The sequence below is a fragment of the Laedolimicola intestinihominis genome (assembly GCF_040096155.1).
Taxonomy (GTDB): Bacteria; Bacillota; Clostridia; order Lachnospirales; family Lachnospiraceae; genus Laedolimicola; species Laedolimicola intestinihominis.
The window spans coordinates 67,927-83,520 of record NZ_JBBMFE010000007.1 but is presented as its reverse complement, the minus strand read 5'-3'; the positions used below and the strand labels follow the sequence as shown (position 1 = coordinate 83,520).

At 50.8% G+C, this 15,594-nt stretch carries 18 protein-coding genes and 2 pseudogenes; 4 read left to right on the top strand and 16 right to left on the bottom strand.

The window, feature by feature from the left end:
- Positions 1–225 precede the first annotated feature (225 nt).
- The 5 genes from WMO29_RS09130 to WMO29_RS09110 all read right to left on the bottom strand — a co-directional run bounded on the left by WMO29_RS09130 (position 226) and on the right by WMO29_RS09110 (position 4,732).
- Entirely contained in the window at positions 226–1,584 is a 1,359-nt protein-coding gene (locus tag WMO29_RS09130; RefSeq protein WP_129873165.1) for a virulence-associated E family protein, read from the bottom strand.
- Positions 1,544–2,230 carry a CHC2 zinc finger domain-containing protein gene (locus WMO29_RS09125; protein ID WP_129873167.1) on the bottom strand — a complete coding sequence of 229 codons (687 nt, stop codon included), beginning with the start codon at positions 2,228–2,230 and terminating at the stop codon, positions 1,544–1,546. The genes WMO29_RS09130 and WMO29_RS09125 overlap by 41 nt, the downstream gene beginning before the upstream one ends.
- A gap of 15 nt (positions 2,231–2,245) precedes the next feature.
- The gene (locus WMO29_RS09120) at positions 2,246–3,490 is read right to left on the bottom strand and encodes a plasmid recombination protein (protein WP_129873169.1); all 1,245 of its coding nucleotides are present in this window, start codon (positions 3,488–3,490) and stop codon (positions 2,246–2,248) included.
- 473 nt (positions 3,491–3,963) lie between these two features.
- Positions 3,964–4,269, bottom strand: coding sequence for a hypothetical protein (locus WMO29_RS09115; protein ID WP_015544885.1), 306 nt, complete (start codon positions 4,267–4,269; stop codon positions 3,964–3,966).
- A complete protein-coding gene (locus WMO29_RS09110; protein WP_242856453.1) occupies positions 4,253–4,732 on the bottom strand; it encodes a hypothetical protein in 480 nt (159 codons plus the stop codon). The genes WMO29_RS09115 and WMO29_RS09110 overlap by 17 nt, the downstream gene beginning before the upstream one ends.
- A gap of 176 nt (positions 4,733–4,908) precedes the next feature.
- Here WMO29_RS09110 and WMO29_RS09105 point away from each other — a divergent pair, with 176 nt between their 5' ends.
- Complete coding sequence (locus WMO29_RS09105; RefSeq protein WP_129873171.1) at positions 4,909–5,757, top strand: helix-turn-helix domain-containing protein; 849 nt, start codon at positions 4,909–4,911, stop codon at positions 5,755–5,757.
- A gap of 121 nt (positions 5,758–5,878) precedes the next feature.
- On the opposite strand, the gene WMO29_RS09100 is transcribed toward WMO29_RS09105, so the two are convergent.
- The 11 genes and pseudogenes from WMO29_RS09100 to WMO29_RS09050 form a co-directional block, all read right to left on the bottom strand.
- On the bottom strand, positions 5,879–6,160 hold the full coding sequence (locus WMO29_RS09100; RefSeq protein ID WP_129873173.1) for a DUF6809 family protein: 282 nt from the start codon (positions 6,158–6,160) through the stop codon (positions 5,879–5,881).
- A gap of 13 nt (positions 6,161–6,173) precedes the next feature.
- On the bottom strand, positions 6,174–6,551 hold the full coding sequence (locus tag WMO29_RS09095; RefSeq protein WP_129873175.1) for a TnpV protein: 378 nt from the start codon (positions 6,549–6,551) through the stop codon (positions 6,174–6,176).
- A gap of 97 nt (positions 6,552–6,648) precedes the next feature.
- Positions 6,649–8,244, bottom strand: a pseudogene (locus WMO29_RS09090) (VirD4-like conjugal transfer protein, CD1115 family); the annotation flags it as partial.
- Complete coding sequence (locus WMO29_RS09085; RefSeq protein ID WP_119310450.1) at positions 8,241–8,741, bottom strand: PcfB family protein; 501 nt, start codon at positions 8,739–8,741, stop codon at positions 8,241–8,243. The gene WMO29_RS09085 and the pseudogene WMO29_RS09090, both read right to left, overlap by 4 nt.
- A 100-nt stretch (positions 8,742–8,841) precedes the next feature.
- Entirely contained in the window at positions 8,842–9,153 is a 312-nt protein-coding gene (locus tag WMO29_RS09080; protein WP_024738869.1) for a DUF5720 family protein, read from the bottom strand.
- Positions 9,154–9,176: 23 nt separating this feature from the next.
- Positions 9,177–9,944, bottom strand: coding sequence for a BRO family protein (locus tag WMO29_RS09075; protein ID WP_002589066.1), 768 nt, complete (start codon positions 9,942–9,944; stop codon positions 9,177–9,179).
- 36 nt (positions 9,945–9,980) lie between these two features.
- The gene (locus tag WMO29_RS09070) at positions 9,981–10,859 is read right to left on the bottom strand and encodes a DUF6017 domain-containing protein (protein WP_006059572.1); all 879 of its coding nucleotides are present in this window, start codon (positions 10,857–10,859) and stop codon (positions 9,981–9,983) included.
- A gap of 67 nt (positions 10,860–10,926) precedes the next feature.
- A complete protein-coding gene (locus tag WMO29_RS09065) occupies positions 10,927–11,121 on the bottom strand; it encodes a hypothetical protein (RefSeq protein WP_008818008.1) in 195 nt (64 codons plus the stop codon).
- A 22-nt stretch (positions 11,122–11,143) separates the two neighbouring features.
- A complete protein-coding gene (locus WMO29_RS09060; RefSeq protein ID WP_007862445.1) occupies positions 11,144–11,416 on the bottom strand; it encodes a DUF5720 family protein in 273 nt (90 codons plus the stop codon).
- An 11-nt stretch (positions 11,417–11,427) separates the two neighbouring features.
- Positions 11,428–12,357 carry a ParB/RepB/Spo0J family partition protein gene (locus WMO29_RS09055; RefSeq protein ID WP_006059569.1) on the bottom strand — a complete coding sequence of 310 codons (930 nt, stop codon included), beginning with the start codon at positions 12,355–12,357 and terminating at the stop codon, positions 11,428–11,430.
- Entirely contained in the window at positions 12,314–13,135 is an 822-nt protein-coding gene (locus WMO29_RS09050) for a ParA family protein (protein WP_002569249.1), read from the bottom strand. The genes WMO29_RS09055 and WMO29_RS09050 overlap by 44 nt, the downstream gene beginning before the upstream one ends.
- Before the next feature lie 969 nt (positions 13,136–14,104).
- Here WMO29_RS09050 and WMO29_RS09045 point away from each other — a divergent pair.
- From WMO29_RS09045 to WMO29_RS09035, 3 genes and pseudogenes are all read left to right on the top strand, one after another.
- Complete coding sequence (locus WMO29_RS09045; RefSeq protein WP_349164582.1) at positions 14,105–14,308, top strand: hypothetical protein; 204 nt, start codon at positions 14,105–14,107, stop codon at positions 14,306–14,308.
- Positions 14,305–15,234, top strand: a complete 930-nt coding sequence (locus WMO29_RS09040) for a DUF6017 domain-containing protein (protein ID WP_349164581.1) — start codon at positions 14,305–14,307, stop codon at positions 15,232–15,234. The genes WMO29_RS09045 and WMO29_RS09040 overlap by 4 nt, the downstream gene beginning before the upstream one ends.
- 6 nt (positions 15,235–15,240) lie before the next feature.
- Positions 15,241–15,588 (top strand): annotated as a pseudogene (locus tag WMO29_RS09035) (ParA family protein); the annotation flags it as partial.
- Positions 15,589–15,594 lie beyond the last annotated feature (6 nt).

The following is a 15,594-nucleotide window of genomic DNA, read 5'->3' as shown; positions in this document are numbered from 1 at the left end:
AACGAAGTCCGGCAACGAACCTCTGAAAACCTGTAAACTACCGTCTGGCCTGTAAATCTTACTTTGTGAATTTTCTTGAAAAATCTCGTTGCTTTCGTTGCCGGAGATAAAGATAATGATTAAAATATCCCTTATTTACTGGTTTTTCCCGCATCCAGACAGGGAAATCCCCGGCAACGAACCCGGCAACCAAGCGGCAACCATCCCGGCAACTGACCGCCATTTTCAGGCGATCCACTCCTTCGGAAGTTCCAACTGGAGGCATTCTTCCTCGCTCAGTTCCACAAATCCATCTTCGTTGCCGGGCAGTTCGTTGCCGGAAACGTCCCGTTCCCAGCCCTTCTGCCTGCCATATCCGGCAAACATCCTCGGATTGGAGAACGGCTTCCAGCCCGTCACCACCGTGTTCATGATCTCGTTGATATTGTGAAGCTGCCACCGCTTCGGCTCGTCATAGGTGTGGCCCAGCGCCTCCTTGAAAAGCTGTTTGGAGCAGACCATGCTGCCGGTGTAGTGTTCCAGAAAGCCCTGTATCTGCCCGGCCTCCGTGTCCTCCGGCATGAAATCCTTCTGCACCTCCACAAGCTGCCGCTGGATGGACTTGTTGAATTTCATGGAATAGTGGCCGCTGCGGTAAATCGTCATGGCCTCCGCCCAGACCTGCAACAGGTAGGCTCTGGAAGCGTCCTCGTCCTCCAAAATGTGAACCTCCGCATTCTCCGGGTAAATCATGATGGGAAGGAAACGCCGGTTCCCGGCCCGGTCAAGGGGAAGGAAGTCCAGCGTGTTGGAAGAACCGCCGAACACACACTGCCGCAGCCGGTCTTTGGGCTGGGCCTCATAGGGTGTGCGGTAAGTTTCCTTCTGGCGGCTGATAAATGAACGGATTTCCTCAATGCTTTTGGCGCTGCTGGTAGCCAGCATCTCCGACATCTCGATGATCCAGTGTCCTTGCAGCTTCAAAAACACCCTGTCATCGTCCAGCTTTTTCAGGTCATCGGAGAACCACTCGTCCCGGATCGCCAGCAGGCGGAAGAAGCTGGACTTGCCAGCCCCTTGTCCGCCCACCAGACAGAGCATTTCCTCGTATTTGGAGCCGGGGGAAAACACCCGCCGGATGGCCCCCAGCAGGAAGTGCTTCAGCATTTCCTCCACATAGTCGCTGACTTCTGCACCTAAGAAGTGATGGAGACAGGAGCGGATGCGGGGCGTCCCGTCCCACACAAGGCCGTTTAATACATCCTGTATGGGATGGTAGCAGTTCTCATTCGCCACGATGGACAGGGCCGCCGTCATTTTCTTCTCGCTGGTCAGGCCGTAGTTCTGCTCAAAATAGAGAAGTAGATACTTCACATCCGTATCCGTCAGGGCGCTGGTGTTCCTGCGCCAGCCCAAATTCCGCACGATGTCTACCCGGTCAGTCAGGAGGTTCAGCCGTATGGCGTCCCGCAGCAGCGGGTCATGGCAGAACACCGTCCGGCAGTTGCCGATGGTGTTGGCGGGCTGGCCCTTCTCCGTGACAGAGAGGCTTTCCCGCACTTCGTCAACGCTCTGTTCCGGCGCTAAGGCTTCGGCTGCGCTCATGGCGGCCTGCCGGGTGGCTGGCGGTAAACTCTGATATTCGCTGCTCAATCTTCCTCACCTCTTTTCCGTATTCAGCGACCACGCAGGCCCGTTCCTCCATACCGCCGGACAGCAGAATATCCAACAGATACTCCGTATACGGTTTCTTTTGCAGTGCCTCCACAAACAGCGGGTTCCATGCTTCCTCCGGCGTATGCGGGGCATATTCCTTCTCCCAGCGTTCCAGCAGGTGCAGGTAATCGCACAGCACCCGGAAACATTTCTGCTCCGCCTGCCGGTAGCGCAGTTCTTCGCTGATTTTCCGTTTGACCGGCCTCCTGCGGGGCGGGTCATGGCCTTTGGCGTCAAAGCTGACCGAGAAATCTTCCGCCAGCTTCAAGGCCGCCTCTTTTTTGTTCAGCCCGAACAGACGGGCGGTAAAATCAATCACATCCCCGTCCGCCTGACAGCCGAAGCAGTGGAACCGGCGGTCAACCTTCATGCTGGGATGTTTGTCATCATGGAAGGGACAGCAGACCATGCCGTTCCTGCCGACCTGTATCCCGTAAAACTCCGCAGCCTGCCTTGTGGGGACAGCCTGCTTCACCGCTTCAAACACATTCGATTTTCTCACCTCCAGACAAAGAAAAAGGCACCCGGTTTCCACAGAAAATCAGATGCCTCATAACTCCATATCGTGTTTCTTTTTCGGGGCGATCCGCCCCTCCCGTTCCCAACGCTCCCGGTTATCCCGGTCTGCGTTGATCTTTGCCTTTGCCAGCATATCCATAATGGATTCTTTGGCTTTCTTTTTGACCTGCTCCTTTCCGGCCTGCTTGACCTCCGGCTGCATCAGCGTCCGCTGGATTTTCGCCAGAGCAGTCTGCATGACATTTTTAATCTTGTTAATGACCCCATCCAGACGGGCGGCGGCGTACTCACGCTCCTTCTTTGGAGCCTTGCGCTCCGGCGAAAGCACCCATTTTTTCGATTCCTCCACCAGACGAATATCTTCCTTGTGCGTCTCCTGCCTGACGGTATCAGTCACGACCTCCACCGCCTTGTCATAGGCCGCATCGGAAACATCATCTAACAGTGTCTCCACGTCCTCAATTTTGAGCGTCAGTTCTTCCAGCTTCTGCTCCTGCGCCGCCAGTTGCTCCTTCTGTTTCATCAGGATATAATCCTGCTTTTCCAGATACTCCCTCCCACCGTAGGACGGCTCCTGATCCAGATGCAGCCCATGCCGTCTGGCGATGTCAAACAGGAGCGTCCGGCAGACCGCATCAAAGGTCTGCTTGCGGTTGTTGTTCCGGCCTTTGGGCTTCTCCGGGTTTGGGAGAGGGATGCCCAGTTCTTCCAGCGCCTTTTCCTGCTGGGGGCACAGCTCCCCGTAGCGGTTCTCACAGTCAAAGACGTGCCGCTCATGGATGTGGGGCGTCCCCTCGTCCAGATGGAGCGCCCAGTCTAAGATGTGGATATGGGAACCGAAGCGGCGCTCAAATTCCTCATAAAATTCATTGACGATGGAAAAGAGCGTATCCGGCGGGACGGATTCTCCCATCGTGCCGATCTGGTAGATGCTTTCCTCCGGGCAGGTCTTGTTGTTTTTCAGCAAGTCCTCCACGCTGCGGTTGCGCTCCGTGTGCCGGGTTTTCTCATTCCGGGCGTTCTGGGCCTCCACATGGCCGCCGTAATGCTCATAGTAGTACATCCGCTCAATTTCCTCAAAGCTGAAATCCGACTGCTCCGGGTTCTCCCGGAACTCATGGGTGGTAAAGCCCCGGTAGCAGTCCCAGTAGACATTTTGCCTTGCCCGTTCTGCGTCAATGTGTTCGCTGTTCTCCACATCAAACCGGCGGTCATTGTGGCGGGGATTATAGGTGCCATGCTTGCCGGAGCGTCCATTGTGTCGTGTCAGTTTCAAACAGATTTCCTCCTTCCTGCGAAGATGCTGCGGGGCCGGGAAGGGGCGGCGAAGCCGCAAATCCTGCGAATTTTGCGTCAGGTAATACCCAGTACGAGTTGACGCAGGCATCAACTCTCCCTGGGCAAGGCGTTTCACCCTTGACCCGATGGGGCGGCTGCCCTCAACCCGCCAAGGCACTTCGTCCTTGACCCGATAATGGCTGCCGCCCTTAACCCGCCAATGGGCGTTGCCCCTTGACCCCAGCAGTGCGCTGCCGCCCCTGCACCCCGGCACAAAGGGCTGGCTGCCCTCTGTACTCCCGCACCGGCGAAGCTGGCTTCCACCGCAGGAGCGGCGTTTGCCAGTTTCACCGGCTCCGTATCCGCACATTTGCGCCCATAGGCGGGGAGTGGATACGGAATACGCCTGCGGGGATTGCCAGTCAAAACAGCGGGTGCAGACCCGGCATTTTGACCGTAATCGCCCCGATTTCAAGCGATTTTTTCTTCCGCTCCCACCACCTGAAAGCCATGCTCCTTTGCGTACTCCCTTGCGGCGGCTTTCCGTTCCTCGCTGTACGGCGGCACCAGCCGGATCGACAGCCGGGACTTGTCCAGCACATAGGTCACGCTGCCCTCCGGCGTGCTGCGCTCCAACCGGCACAGCAGCGGGTATTTCCGGCTGAAATCAGCCAGCCTGCGCTTCAAGCTGGCGTTGAAGGTGTAGATGCTGGCAAGGTTCTCCGCCTCGTTCCAGTTGATGATAGTTTCTTTCTCATACTTAGACAGCTTCCTCATACAGATCCTCCTCATAATCAGTGTAAGATTTCAGCACACGCAGGCTGCGCTTGAGACGGCGGTACTCGTCCATCTCCATCCGCAGATGGTGGTAAAAATCCTCGTACCAGCTTTCGCCCACCTCCGTCTCCACCTTCCGGGCCAGCCCCAGCATCCGGCGTTTGGCCTCCGGGTCAACCGTCAGGGCCGTCAGCCATTTCAGCCGTGTCACCGTATTGTGGTGGCTGGGACAGCCGTAAGCGTAGAGAATCTTCTTTTCTTTCATACTCAGTGTCATAATGATTTCCTCCATTTCTTTGCTGCGGAGCCATACGCCCCGCATGATAAACTTGTTTCCTGTCCGCCGGTCTGCCTGCAAGCCGCTCCTGCCCGGAATTTCTCCCGGCGTATCGGCCTCTTTGGTGCGCTCGATTTCTGTCCTGGCGTCACTTCCCCGGAGGCCATACCCCTTGCAGCCGGTCATTCGATTTTCAAGGTTCTGTGCCTGTCTGCAAGAACCAGTTTACCGAAAAAAGAGGCCCTTTCCCGTATATCCAAAACGTCGGAAAAACGCTTGAAATCCGCATATTTCCACGCTTATGGAATCGTGCTATAATGGGTGTAATCACTGAAAAACGATAACGAGAGAGGGGGCTTTGGATGTACGCAAAGCTGACAATCCCGGAGCGGCTCAAAGACCTGCGGGTGGTGGACAAGCACCTGACGCTGGAACAACTGGCGGAGCAGACCGGCCTGTCTAAATCCGCGCTGGGAAAATACGAAACCGATGACTACAAGGACATCAGCCCGTTTGCGATTGCAACGCTGGCGGACTTTTACGGTGTGTCCACCGACTATCTGATGGGGCTGACGGAAAATAAAAATCACCCAAACACAGAACTTCAATCTCTGCATCTGAGTGATGATATGGTGGAACTTTTGAGCAGCGGCAAAATCAACAACCGGCTTCTCTGCGAACTGGCTACCCACCCGAATTTCCGGCGGCTGATGATAGATATGGAAATCTGTATCGACCAGATCGCCAATATGCGGGTGGAGCAGATGAATCTGGTGTTGGAGGCCACCCGGCAGACCGTCATGAGCAAATATGCGCCCGGAGAAGATGACCTCTATATGCGGACGCTGGAACTGGGGCAGGTGCAGGAAAGCGATTTTTACAGCCACGTCATGCACGATGATCTGGACAGCATCGTCCGGGACATCCGGGAGGCACACCGCAAGGACAAGACTACCGCCGACCCGCAGCCCACGCTGGATGATGTGAAGGAAAAATTTGAGCAGGCCATAGGACAGGGCAGCGATACAGAAATGCTGATCCACGAGTTCTGCGATAAGTTGCAGATACCCTTTGAGAAGATTTCCTCGGAGGACTTCTCGGCATTCCTGCGGATACTGAGCCTGTCCAAGCAGCTCAAAAGCCCCAACAATATGAGAGGAAAGGCCAGCCCCATCCCGCCCAACCGCAAGGCCAGACGTAAGCGGAAGTAAAATTTCCATATCCGGGAGCGGCAAAAAAGCCATCCGCCGGTTGATTGGCAAATGGCTTTTATGAAGCAGTATTCTGTTGTGGTGGTTGTTCCCAGTTTGGGAACAGCCACTATTGAAGATGCTATTCTTTGTTTTTCTGCGACATCTGCGCATGGGCTTCCTGCTGGACAAGCAGCCCCGCCGAAAAGCCGTATTTGAAGTGGCTTTCGTTTTCCTCACATTGAGCGATTGCCACCTGCTCCCGCAGTTCTTCAACCAGTGCATAGTCCTCTTTGCTCAGACGCTCAGATAAAGTGTCCATCAGGGCGGCACTGGCTTTGACTGCCTGCTTGAACCTCGATGAATCAGCGACCACCGTTTCACAGGGATAAAATCTGCCGTTATACATTTCTTCCAGAATCATGCGCCCACCTCCCTCAGACAAAAATCATCTCAGACAGGATGATTTCCTCTGCCCGGCTGCGGATGCTGTTCATGCCCCCGACCCACGCAAGCTGGTCACGGGCTTTCAGTTCCTCGGTGACACCCTCTGCCTCCTGCATCTGCGAGACAATACACGCCAGCCGGTCAGCGGCCTGTTCGTTCAGGTCAGCAAGATATGTCCAGAGTTTTTCCGACAGAAGCAGTGCATTGTACTGGCCGGGCCGGTGTTCTTGCAGAAACGCCTTGTGCATCCGGCCCCACCGCCCAATGGGGCGGCTTTCCTCCGGCAGCTCCAGATCGGGGATGTAGTAGTCTCCCACCAGCGTGTAGCTGATGCCGTTTTGATGGATTTTCTTTGGTAAATGCTCCATATTCGACCTCCTGTATTCAGTTTTTTCAGAATCCAGTTGATCGTGTCCCTGTTCATGATAAATTCAAGGCAACTGAACTCTTCACGAACAAGTATGGCATATCTTTCCCCAATTTTTGATAGTTGAGTGAATGGGATGTTTCCCTCCCACGGCTCTCTCCGGTGTTGTAGGTGTCGATGGTTTCCTTACCCAGCACGGCGGCCAGCTCCTTGAGAGTGGTCGGCTCCTTACCGCCCAGAAAGATGGAAGTATCCATGTTTCCGATAATGGTATCTGCGTTATCCTTATAAATCGCCTTGAGCTGACTCTGCGCCTGCAACACCAGACAGGCGGAGATCTCACGGCTTCGGATGGTGGCCACCAGCTTTTCCAACTTGGGTATCTGGCCAATGTTGGCGCACTCGTCGATCAGACAGCGCACATGAACCGGCAGTCTGCCGTCGTACACATCGTCGGCCTTTTCGCAGAGCAGGTTAAACAGCTGGGTATAACACATGGATATAAGGAAATTAAAGCTGTCATCAGTGTCACTCATGATGAGGAACAGGGCAGTTTTCCTGTCTCCCAGAGTATCCAGCTCCAGCTCATCATAAGCCGTGACCTCACGCAACTCTGCAATGTCGAACACGGCAAGGCGAGCGCCGCAGGAAATCAAAATCGACTTGGCTGTTTTTCCGGCGGCCAGCTTATATTTCTTATACTGGCGCACCGCAAAGTGGTTTGGCTTCTCGGCTTCCAGTGCATCAAACATCAGGTCTACGGGGTTTTTGAACTCCTCGTCATCCTCACGGACTTCCATGGCGTTGATGAACTCAATGAGGGTGGAGAAGTTTTGTTCCTCCACCGGAGCCTCATAATGGATATAGCCAATAAGCGCGCAGTACAACAAGGTTTCTGCTTTTACCCAGAAATCGTCTCCGGCCTTGCCTTCGCCTTTGGTATTGGCGATCAACGTTGTTACCAGCTTCAAGATGTCCTTTTCGCTATGGATATAGGCGAAAGGGTTATAGTGCATGGACTTCTTGAAGTTAATGGTATTTAGGACCTTGATTCGGTACGGCTCATAAATGACCTTGCCGTGCTTATCCTTCATAGGCTTTCCGTCTTTCCCCAGCTTGGGTGCGCCCCTTTGGAGCATTTTTCCGCACTCCACCAAAATGGTTCCCTTCGGGTCTGTGACCACATAGGAACTGTGCATCTGCATCAGATTCGGTTTGAGCCAGAAGCGGGTCTTACCGGAACCGGAGCCGCCAATCACCAGCACATTTTTGTTTCTGGCGGTCTTTGGGTCCTTGGGGCGGCTGTTCATTGTCAGGCTCTCCGTTTTCGTCAGAATCACATTGTTCTGGAATACCGGGTCGATGTAGGGTGTAATGTCCTCATGGGTTCCCCACCGGGCGGAACCGTATTCCATGCCGTGCCTGTACTTCTTGGCGTTCTTGCTTTTCAGGTACACAGCCAGCCGCAGGCCGCCGCAGCAGCACAGGCCCACCAGCAGGTCCAGCGGGTGCAGGCTGGGCCACCAGCTGGCCAGCGCCACCGGCAGCGTGGAGAAGAACGAGAGCATTTTTGCCGAAGCGTCCGCACCCACGGCCATCCGCCACGCTTCACCGAAGTTGGTGGAGAAAAGCCCCATCAGGATATACGGCAGATTCAGCAAAATGAGCTTTTTGATGTTCAGCTGCTTTTTCATCGTTCCAGCTCCTTCCGCTTGTTCCGGTCCACGACGGCGTGTTTTACCAGTTCTTTGAACTGGCTCAGCTTTGCCAGCACGGACGAGCGCTCGGATTTCTCCGCCTTTCTGACCTTTTTCCCGGTGTACTCGGTAAAAGCAGCGGTCAGGGCATCCGCGTCCCGACCCTTGAAAAAGATCAGGTACTTGGGTGGGGAGCTGCTGCGGTCCTTCTTCACCGCATAGTCCACGCCGTATTTCCGGGCGATCTTCTCAAACTCCTTGATGGAGGGGTCGGTGATCTCGATGTTGGAAACCCCTTGGTTTTGACCAATCAGCTGTTTCACCGTCTGCTTGCCCTGGGGCTTCACAGGCGCGTCACGGCTTCTCTGCTTTTGCAGCTTCTTTTCCTTGCGGTGGGCAAGGTACTTGCTGATGGCGGCTTTGAGCAGCCTGCCGGTGAACTTTGTTCCGCTGACAACCAGCGTTAAAGTCCTGTTTTCCACTTCTTCCTGCATTTTCATCGCCTCCTTTCCACAAAATGTGCAGGGGTGGTGCATTTATTTCTAAGGCGGGACCACCAGCCGCCGGAGAAGGTATTTCTTCATCGAACCGCCCTCAACGAATTTGCTCAGAACGGTCATAGAGCAAATCTCCATTTCTGACCTTTGCATGACTGAGAATCTTGATCTGTCCCTTTGCCTGACTGTTCAGAGCTTTTTCATAGCCCTTATCTGACAAAAACAGGCGGGTTCGTTCACCTTTCCAGCCCACCGGGGAGTCATGCGTCAGCACATCAAAAATAATCATGTGCCGGGTGTTCTCAGCAAATCGCTGGAGATCCATGTAGTCATGGCCGTGATAGTTCTGCGCTCCAGCTTTCTGGCGCATTTCTTCCATCAGCTGACCGATTGTTTTGCCTTCTGGCATAAAACTCACTTCCTTTCCCACTCTCATACAACCATCAAAATCATGTCTCTCAGCTGAGCAAAGTAGAGTTTGCCTTGCGGGGTTATCAGCGTATAGGAGCCGATATGCCCGTGATTGCAGTAGTCTTTGACACAAAACAGTCCTTCATTGGCTGGCTTTGCATAGGGCAGTACATTACCGGATGCGGTGCGGTACACAAAACGCTTTTCCAGAAGGAAACGGACAAACCGACGCTCCGGGACAAGCAACTCTTTGGCGGTGGTGCGGAGGTTGGTACTGTGATTGAGGTCGATGAACAAATCATAAAAGGCTGCCTTACTCTCCAGCAGGGCATTTTCCTCTCGTAGCGACGCATTTTCTTCCCGCTCAGCAAGCAGCTCGGAGCAGAGCTTTATCAGAGCTTCCGGAGAAGTGGCTATCTCCCACAACTTCTCTTTTGTGAGATAGGCTCCGTGCTTGCGAATGGCAGGTAGAACTTCATCAAACACCCATTGTTCAAACCGTTCCGCTGACGGCAGTTTACTATGGGCGATCAGACGATATAGATCACCTTCGGGGATAAAGAGCATTTCGACCATTTGTACCGCGGGGCTTCCATCTGCCTTTTTCCCAGTCTGGACCCCTATGGAACATTTCGTTCCACCCCTGGTATGGTCGCGGACGGCTTTGCGTGGATTGGTATATCCCAGCGCTGTTGCCACATCTGTACCGCAAAATAATACTTTGCCATTCTGTTCCAAAGTGCGAATGCTTCCGAACTCTGGACTATTGAAAATTTCAATCTGATTCATGCTGTGCCTCCTTTGGTGTAATACAAAAGCGGCTGATTACCAGCCGCCTGCGTGCATATCGTGATTTACCAGTGAAGTGTAGTGGTTATTCATGGTGGTAGGAGCGTTGAACAGCACTGCAAGCAGGTACTGCTTGATGTTGTGTACCTGGGTGGTGTTCTTTTGCAGACAGTCCATGACAAACTCGATGTGAGAGCTGTCCAGCTTCAAAAAGCGGGAGCGTACAATTTCATGAGGAAAGTCCGCACCAGAGATCCGGGTGGTCTTTCGTTTGGCACAGACCGTTTCTACCAACAGCTCTACGATCTCATTCAGGTCATCCAGGTAGAGAGGATAACGCTGCTTCAGACAATCATACTCGATATTCTCCAAAATCAATTCCCGATAATTTTCTATCTCTGTGACAGACATCGCATCCCTTCCTTTCCGCTCCGGCGGTATTACCGCCGCTGTTTCCCGGAAGGGAATGGAATCGGTATTTGATCCATGAGTATTTTGTTTTTGGGTATTTGATTTCTTAGTATTTAATTGTGTTGGATTTTCCGGTAACGGATTTACCGCTGACGGGTTTACCGTTATCGGGTTTTCCGACAACGGCTTATCCAACATCGGTTCTCCCTCGATGGGACGCTCAAAAATGGTATACTCATTGGCTGCGAATTTACCAGAAGCATCAGTTGTCTGTCTGCGCCGAATGTATCCGGCTGTTTCAAGCTCATTGACAGCAGAGCGGATTGCATCTTTGCTTTCTCGATTGATATAGCTGAGTCCTGACAGCGTATAATCCCAGTCATCAGGCAGAGATAACATTTGCGACAAGAGACCCTTTGCCTTCAAAGAAAGTCGTTTGTCTTTTAGATGAAAATTGCTCATAACCGTGTAATCGCCAGTGCGTTCTACACGAAAAACAGCCATTTACTTCACTCCTTTCATTTCTCAGGTATGAAAAAAGCCGCAATTCATAAAAGAATTGTGGCAGCGGTTAGGGTCTGTCTGTATCTTTTTTCTTGCGTCGGTAGGGGCGTTTTGGCATTGGTGGTTTATCAAACAGATCCCTTTCCTGAGAAAATGGTAAGGTTTGAAAAACACGGTCAATCTCGGTGGATTCCATATCACGCTGTGAGCGGCAATCTTCTTGAATAGCTTCTCGGATTTCTCTTACAGTACACATATTCATTCCTTTCCTTTCGTTGTATCGGTTATGAACGACGGTGTTTTTTAGGCTTGAAGTCGAGGATATGCCCCTCAATAACATGGGCATATCTCTTAATTTTGATTTCTCGACGCTGCTGGCTTTGCAGAGCTGACTGATACCCGTCCTCTGTGAGAAAAAGCCTCATTTCGTCACCAGGTTCTCCATAAGCAGTAGGGCGCAAGACAGTAAACTCAATCATCCAGAAAGTGCTGTCCCAAAATCGCTCCACTGCAAGAATGTTGTGGCCTTTCAGTTCCCTTGCTGCAATATCTTTCATAGGCTCTCCCTTCATCGTTCCTGATCTCGTTGGCGTTTTTTCTGCCATTGTTCCAGCAGTTTAATAATGGTTTCCTGCATTTTGGCCGGTGTATAGCTTTTGGGGAAATACTTTCGCAAGGTATCGCTGCTCAAGGTCACTTTATCCAGATCACCCTTTTTTTCCTCTGACATGATGGCAAGCATCACATCTTCTGACAACTTCCCTTCCTGGCTGAACTTTTTCATTCGCTGAGCCTGAGAGAGAGAAGGGGTAGCCTGCTCATAGTCCATTGTTTCCACCAGCATTTGCTGTTCGTCCGGTTTCAAAAAAGAGAGTTCATAGGCTGGGTTAAATGCGATTTTCTTTTCATCCACCATATCCAAAAGCTCTGGAATCAGTTCAGTCAAACGAACATATCGCATTACCTGGATACCGCTTCGTTCACCGGCTTCTTTTGCCACCTGGTCTCTGGCGCTCAACTTCTGTTCAACTTGAACAGAAGTCAGGTCTGTTCTTGCTCCTTGATGTTTAATGGCTTCCAGCTTCATTTTGTAGGCAAAAGCCCTTTCACTGGGGAGCAGATTTTCTCGCTGCAAATTGCTGTCAACCATAATAATTGTGGCAGCATCGTCATCCAAGTCGCGCACAATGACAGGCATGGTTTCTTTTCCGGCCAATTCGCTGGCTCTGCGGCGTCTGTGACCGGCTACCAGCTCATAACCGCCATCAGGCAGTGGTCTGGCAATCGCAGGAACCAACACACCATACTTTTTGATGCTGTCTGCGGTTTCTATCATTGCATCATCATCCTTGACCTTGAAGGGGTGATCCTTGAACGGATGCAGTTCAGATAGGGGAATTTCCTGAATTTTTTCCAGTTGCTCGTCTTGCCGACTTTCTTCTGTAGAAAACAGGTCATCTACTGAGGCCAGCTCTATTTTTTTCGCGCTGCTTTTCAAGTTTCAATACCTCCTTCGTCAGATTTTTGTAGCCCTCAGCCACTTTGCCATTAGGATCATGGGCATAAATGCTTTTTCCTTCAGCACTGATTTCTTTAGCCCTGACAGAATGAGGAATTTCTGATGTAAACACCTTGATCTTACTGCCATAGGTTTCGCGCAGAAGAGCGGAGATTTCTTTGGCAAAATTGGTTCGGCTGTCTACCATCGTCAGCAGAATCCCATCAATTTGCAGCTTGGGATTGATTTGTCTGCGAACCTTATTGATAGTTTGCAAGAGCTGCTCCAAACCTTTAGCTGGAAGATACTCTGCCTGGACGGGGATTATAACCCTATTAGCGGCAGCCAGTGCATTGACCGTAAGCATACCCAGGGAGGGCTGGCAATCAATAAGGATATGGGAGTATTGCCCCTTCAGCGTGTCCAGATATTGTCGCAGAATGGTTTCTCGGCTCATAGCGTTTACCAGAGATACCTCCATACCAGATAGCTGGATGTCCGCAGGCATCAGGTCTACGCCCTCAGGGTGGTGCAGGATACCCTCGCCGGGACGAATTGGTTCATCCATCAAAATACGGCCCATAGCGTCTGACAGTGTAAAGGGCAGCTTATCAGGCTGAGGATTGCCCAAGCTGATGGTCAGGCTTCCCTGTGGGTCTCCGTCAATCAGAAGGACTTTCTTCCCGGACTGCGCCAGACCAATTCCAAGATTGGCACAAGTGGTTGTTTTGCCGACACCACCTTTTTGGTTGGCTATGGCAATAATCTGTGTATTCATGATTTCACCTCATTTCTTTCTAAGTTTAGATATGAAAAAAAGTGCCTGCTTTACCTTTCCTGAGAAAGATAAAACAGGCACTTTCACTGGCTCAATACCTCTTGTAATGAACCTCTATGTATGGTAAACTATGTCCACGATACCATGAATATAATTAAGTCTCGACGGGAATTGAACTTTTGGCTAACGCCAAATTTCGCGCCTTTGCAAACAGAGTGCAAACAATAGGGGGCTAAAATCCTTTGTTTTTGCTTGATTTTGCTTGTACAAGGTTTATAGAGAACATGGAGAAAAGCCTTGATATAACTGCATTTTCTTTATCCCTGTTGATAGGGAATATATGCACTGGGTCCATCTCCTAAGCGTGGGGTCGGAGGTTCAAATCCTCTTATGGACGCCAGTGAACAACGCCGAAAGCCTTTGTTTTCAAGGGTTTTCGGCTTTTCTTATATGAAAAGGCACGAAAAAGCTCTTTCACTGTATGAGATAAAATTCTACTCCAAAATTTGATTTTTGACAACCCCTCCAGAATCGAACGGTTGTTATAAGACAAAATCGCCAGCTAATTTTTAGCAGAAAACGGGCTGTTCTTGCTAATGAAAATGCCCTTCCTGCTAATCAGCCCCAAAATCGTGCCAAAAATCCAGCTAATCAAAAAAGGCGGATGTTTTGAGTACCATGCTGTTATAGCAGATAAAATTGAATATCGTTATATACATAGAGCGTCTATTTGCCCCGCATCGGGGATGGATAAGCGCTCTTTTTTTATGCCCAAAACCATGGGCAAATACAAGAGATTGGAGGTGTTTTATTTGAGCAAGCCTGTTTATGCCGCAGACAAGCCGAGCGATTGCCATTACTGCTACTACTGGACGAATGGCAGAAAGGGTTGCCGTCTGGGTAGAAATAATTGCTACTACCTAATCTCTTTGCCACCGAAACCCAAGTCGGAATGTGATGGCTGTCCCTATGGGCGAGATCACCCGTGCATTGGTTGGTGTACGAAGAAGGTTATGCGTGAAGTGGGGCTTCGTTGATATGGATGCGTATGAACAGGAATACCGCTTCTGCTATTTTGCCCAATGTCCTCACGAAAAGACGGATACGACTTTCCGCAGCGTTCCACTGACAACAGAAAGTTTTCCGCAGAAAGAAGGTGGTGAAGCCGTGTGAGTTTTGATTATTTTTACGGTCAGCAATCCGATCAATTCACATTCTATCGAGTTCCGAAGGTGTTGTTCACGAACGAGAGGTTCTGGAATATTTCCGCTGATGCCAAGATGCTGTATGGCATTTTGCTTGACCGTATGAGCTTGTCTGCCAAGAATGGCTGGATAGATAAAAACGGTCGAGTGTATATCATTTTTACAATCGACGAAGCGAAGATAGCTCTGAACTGCGCTGAACAAAAGGCTATCAAACTGCTCAGTGAACTTGAGAAGAAAGCAGGATTGATTGAACGCAAGCGCCAGGGTTTGGGAAAACCCAACCTGATCTATGTGAAGAACTTTATCTCTGCTGTGGATTCACAACTCTTGAATTGTGAAAATCACAATTCTGGAACAATGGAAATCACAACTCAAGAACTTCCGAAATCACAATGTAATAATACTGATAAAAATAATACTGAATTTAATGATACTGATTCTATCTTTCCTTCCGGAAATGGTGGAATGATGGACGAGAATGACCGGTATCAAGAATACTTTGATTATTTCTCGGATCAGCTCAGTATGGATTTGTTGAAGAAGGATTACCCTTACGATTCCGAAATGCTGGATAACATTCTGGAGTTGATCGTTGAAACAGTTTGCACGAAACGACCGTTGATTCGCATTGGTGCAGAGGAGCGTCCGGCAGAAATTGTCCGCAGTCGGTTTATGAAACTGAATGCCGAACACATTCGATATGTTATGGACTGCTTCAAGGAGAACACCACAAAGATTAGAAATATCCGTCAGTATATGCTGACTACGATATACAATGCGCCGACGACAATAGACACCTACTACGATGCTCTTGTTCGGCACGATATGTCACACGGATATTTGGAAGGAGGATTTAAGAAATTGAAAATGAAGCGAGAGGAAGGAGAGTGACGAAAAATGTCGAAAAAAGCAACCATCATTGCGGTGGTCAATCAGAAAGGAGGAACCGGCAAGACCACCACCACCGAGAATCTGGGCGTTGGCTTGGTTCTTGAAGGAAAAAAGGTGCTTCTGGTAGACACCGATCCCCAGGCTTCCCTGACGGTCAGTTTGGGCAATCCCTGCCCGGATGATCTGTCTCCGACACTTTCCGATCTGATGGGAAAGATTATGATGGAAAACCCCATTGCTCCCGATGAAGGGATTCTTCATCATCCGGAGGGCGTTGATTTGGTGCCATCCAACATTGAACTGTCAGGTATGGAGGTAGCACTGGTCAATGCCATGAGCAGGGAAACCATTCTCTGATGG

Excerpts from the sequence above, each read along its gene's own strand:
- WMO29_RS09130 (WP_129873165.1), bottom strand. The coding sequence starts at position 1,584 with ATGAGCGCAGCCGAAGCCTTAGCGCCGGAACAGAGCGTTGACGAAGTG.
- WMO29_RS09110 (WP_242856453.1), bottom strand. The coding sequence starts at position 4,732 with ATGACCGGCTGCAAGGGGTATGGCCTCCGGGGAAGTGACGCCAGGACA.
- WMO29_RS09060 (WP_007862445.1), bottom strand. The coding sequence starts at position 11,416 with ATGAAAGATATTGCAGCAAGGGAACTGAAAGGCCACAACATTCTTGCA.
- WMO29_RS09045 (WP_349164582.1), top strand. The coding sequence starts at position 14,105 with ATGGGCGAGATCACCCGTGCATTGGTTGGTGTACGAAGAAGGTTATGC.
- WMO29_RS09075 (WP_002589066.1), bottom strand. The coding sequence starts at position 9,944 with ATGAATCAGATTGAAATTTTCAATAGTCCAGAGTTCGGAAGCATTCGC.
- WMO29_RS09100 (WP_129873173.1), bottom strand. The coding sequence starts at position 6,160 with ATGATTCTGGAAGAAATGTATAACGGCAGATTTTATCCCTGTGAAACG.
- WMO29_RS09080 (WP_024738869.1), bottom strand. The coding sequence starts at position 9,153 with ATGCCAGAAGGCAAAACAATCGGTCAGCTGATGGAAGAAATGCGCCAG.
- WMO29_RS09085 (WP_119310450.1), bottom strand. The coding sequence starts at position 8,741 with ATGCAGGAAGAAGTGGAAAACAGGACTTTAACGCTGGTTGTCAGCGGA.
- WMO29_RS09095 (WP_129873175.1), bottom strand. The coding sequence starts at position 6,551 with ATGGAGCATTTACCAAAGAAAATCCATCAAAACGGCATCAGCTACACG.
- WMO29_RS09065 (WP_008818008.1), bottom strand. The coding sequence starts at position 11,121 with ATGAATATGTGTACTGTAAGAGAAATCCGAGAAGCTATTCAAGAAGAT.
- WMO29_RS09070 (WP_006059572.1), bottom strand. The coding sequence starts at position 10,859 with ATGGCTGTTTTTCGTGTAGAACGCACTGGCGATTACACGGTTATGAGC.
- WMO29_RS09105 (WP_129873171.1), top strand. The coding sequence starts at position 4,909 with ATGTACGCAAAGCTGACAATCCCGGAGCGGCTCAAAGACCTGCGGGTG.
- WMO29_RS09115 (WP_015544885.1), bottom strand. The coding sequence starts at position 4,269 with ATGAGGAAGCTGTCTAAGTATGAGAAAGAAACTATCATCAACTGGAAC.
- WMO29_RS09050 (WP_002569249.1), bottom strand. The coding sequence starts at position 13,135 with ATGAATACACAGATTATTGCCATAGCCAACCAAAAAGGTGGTGTCGGC.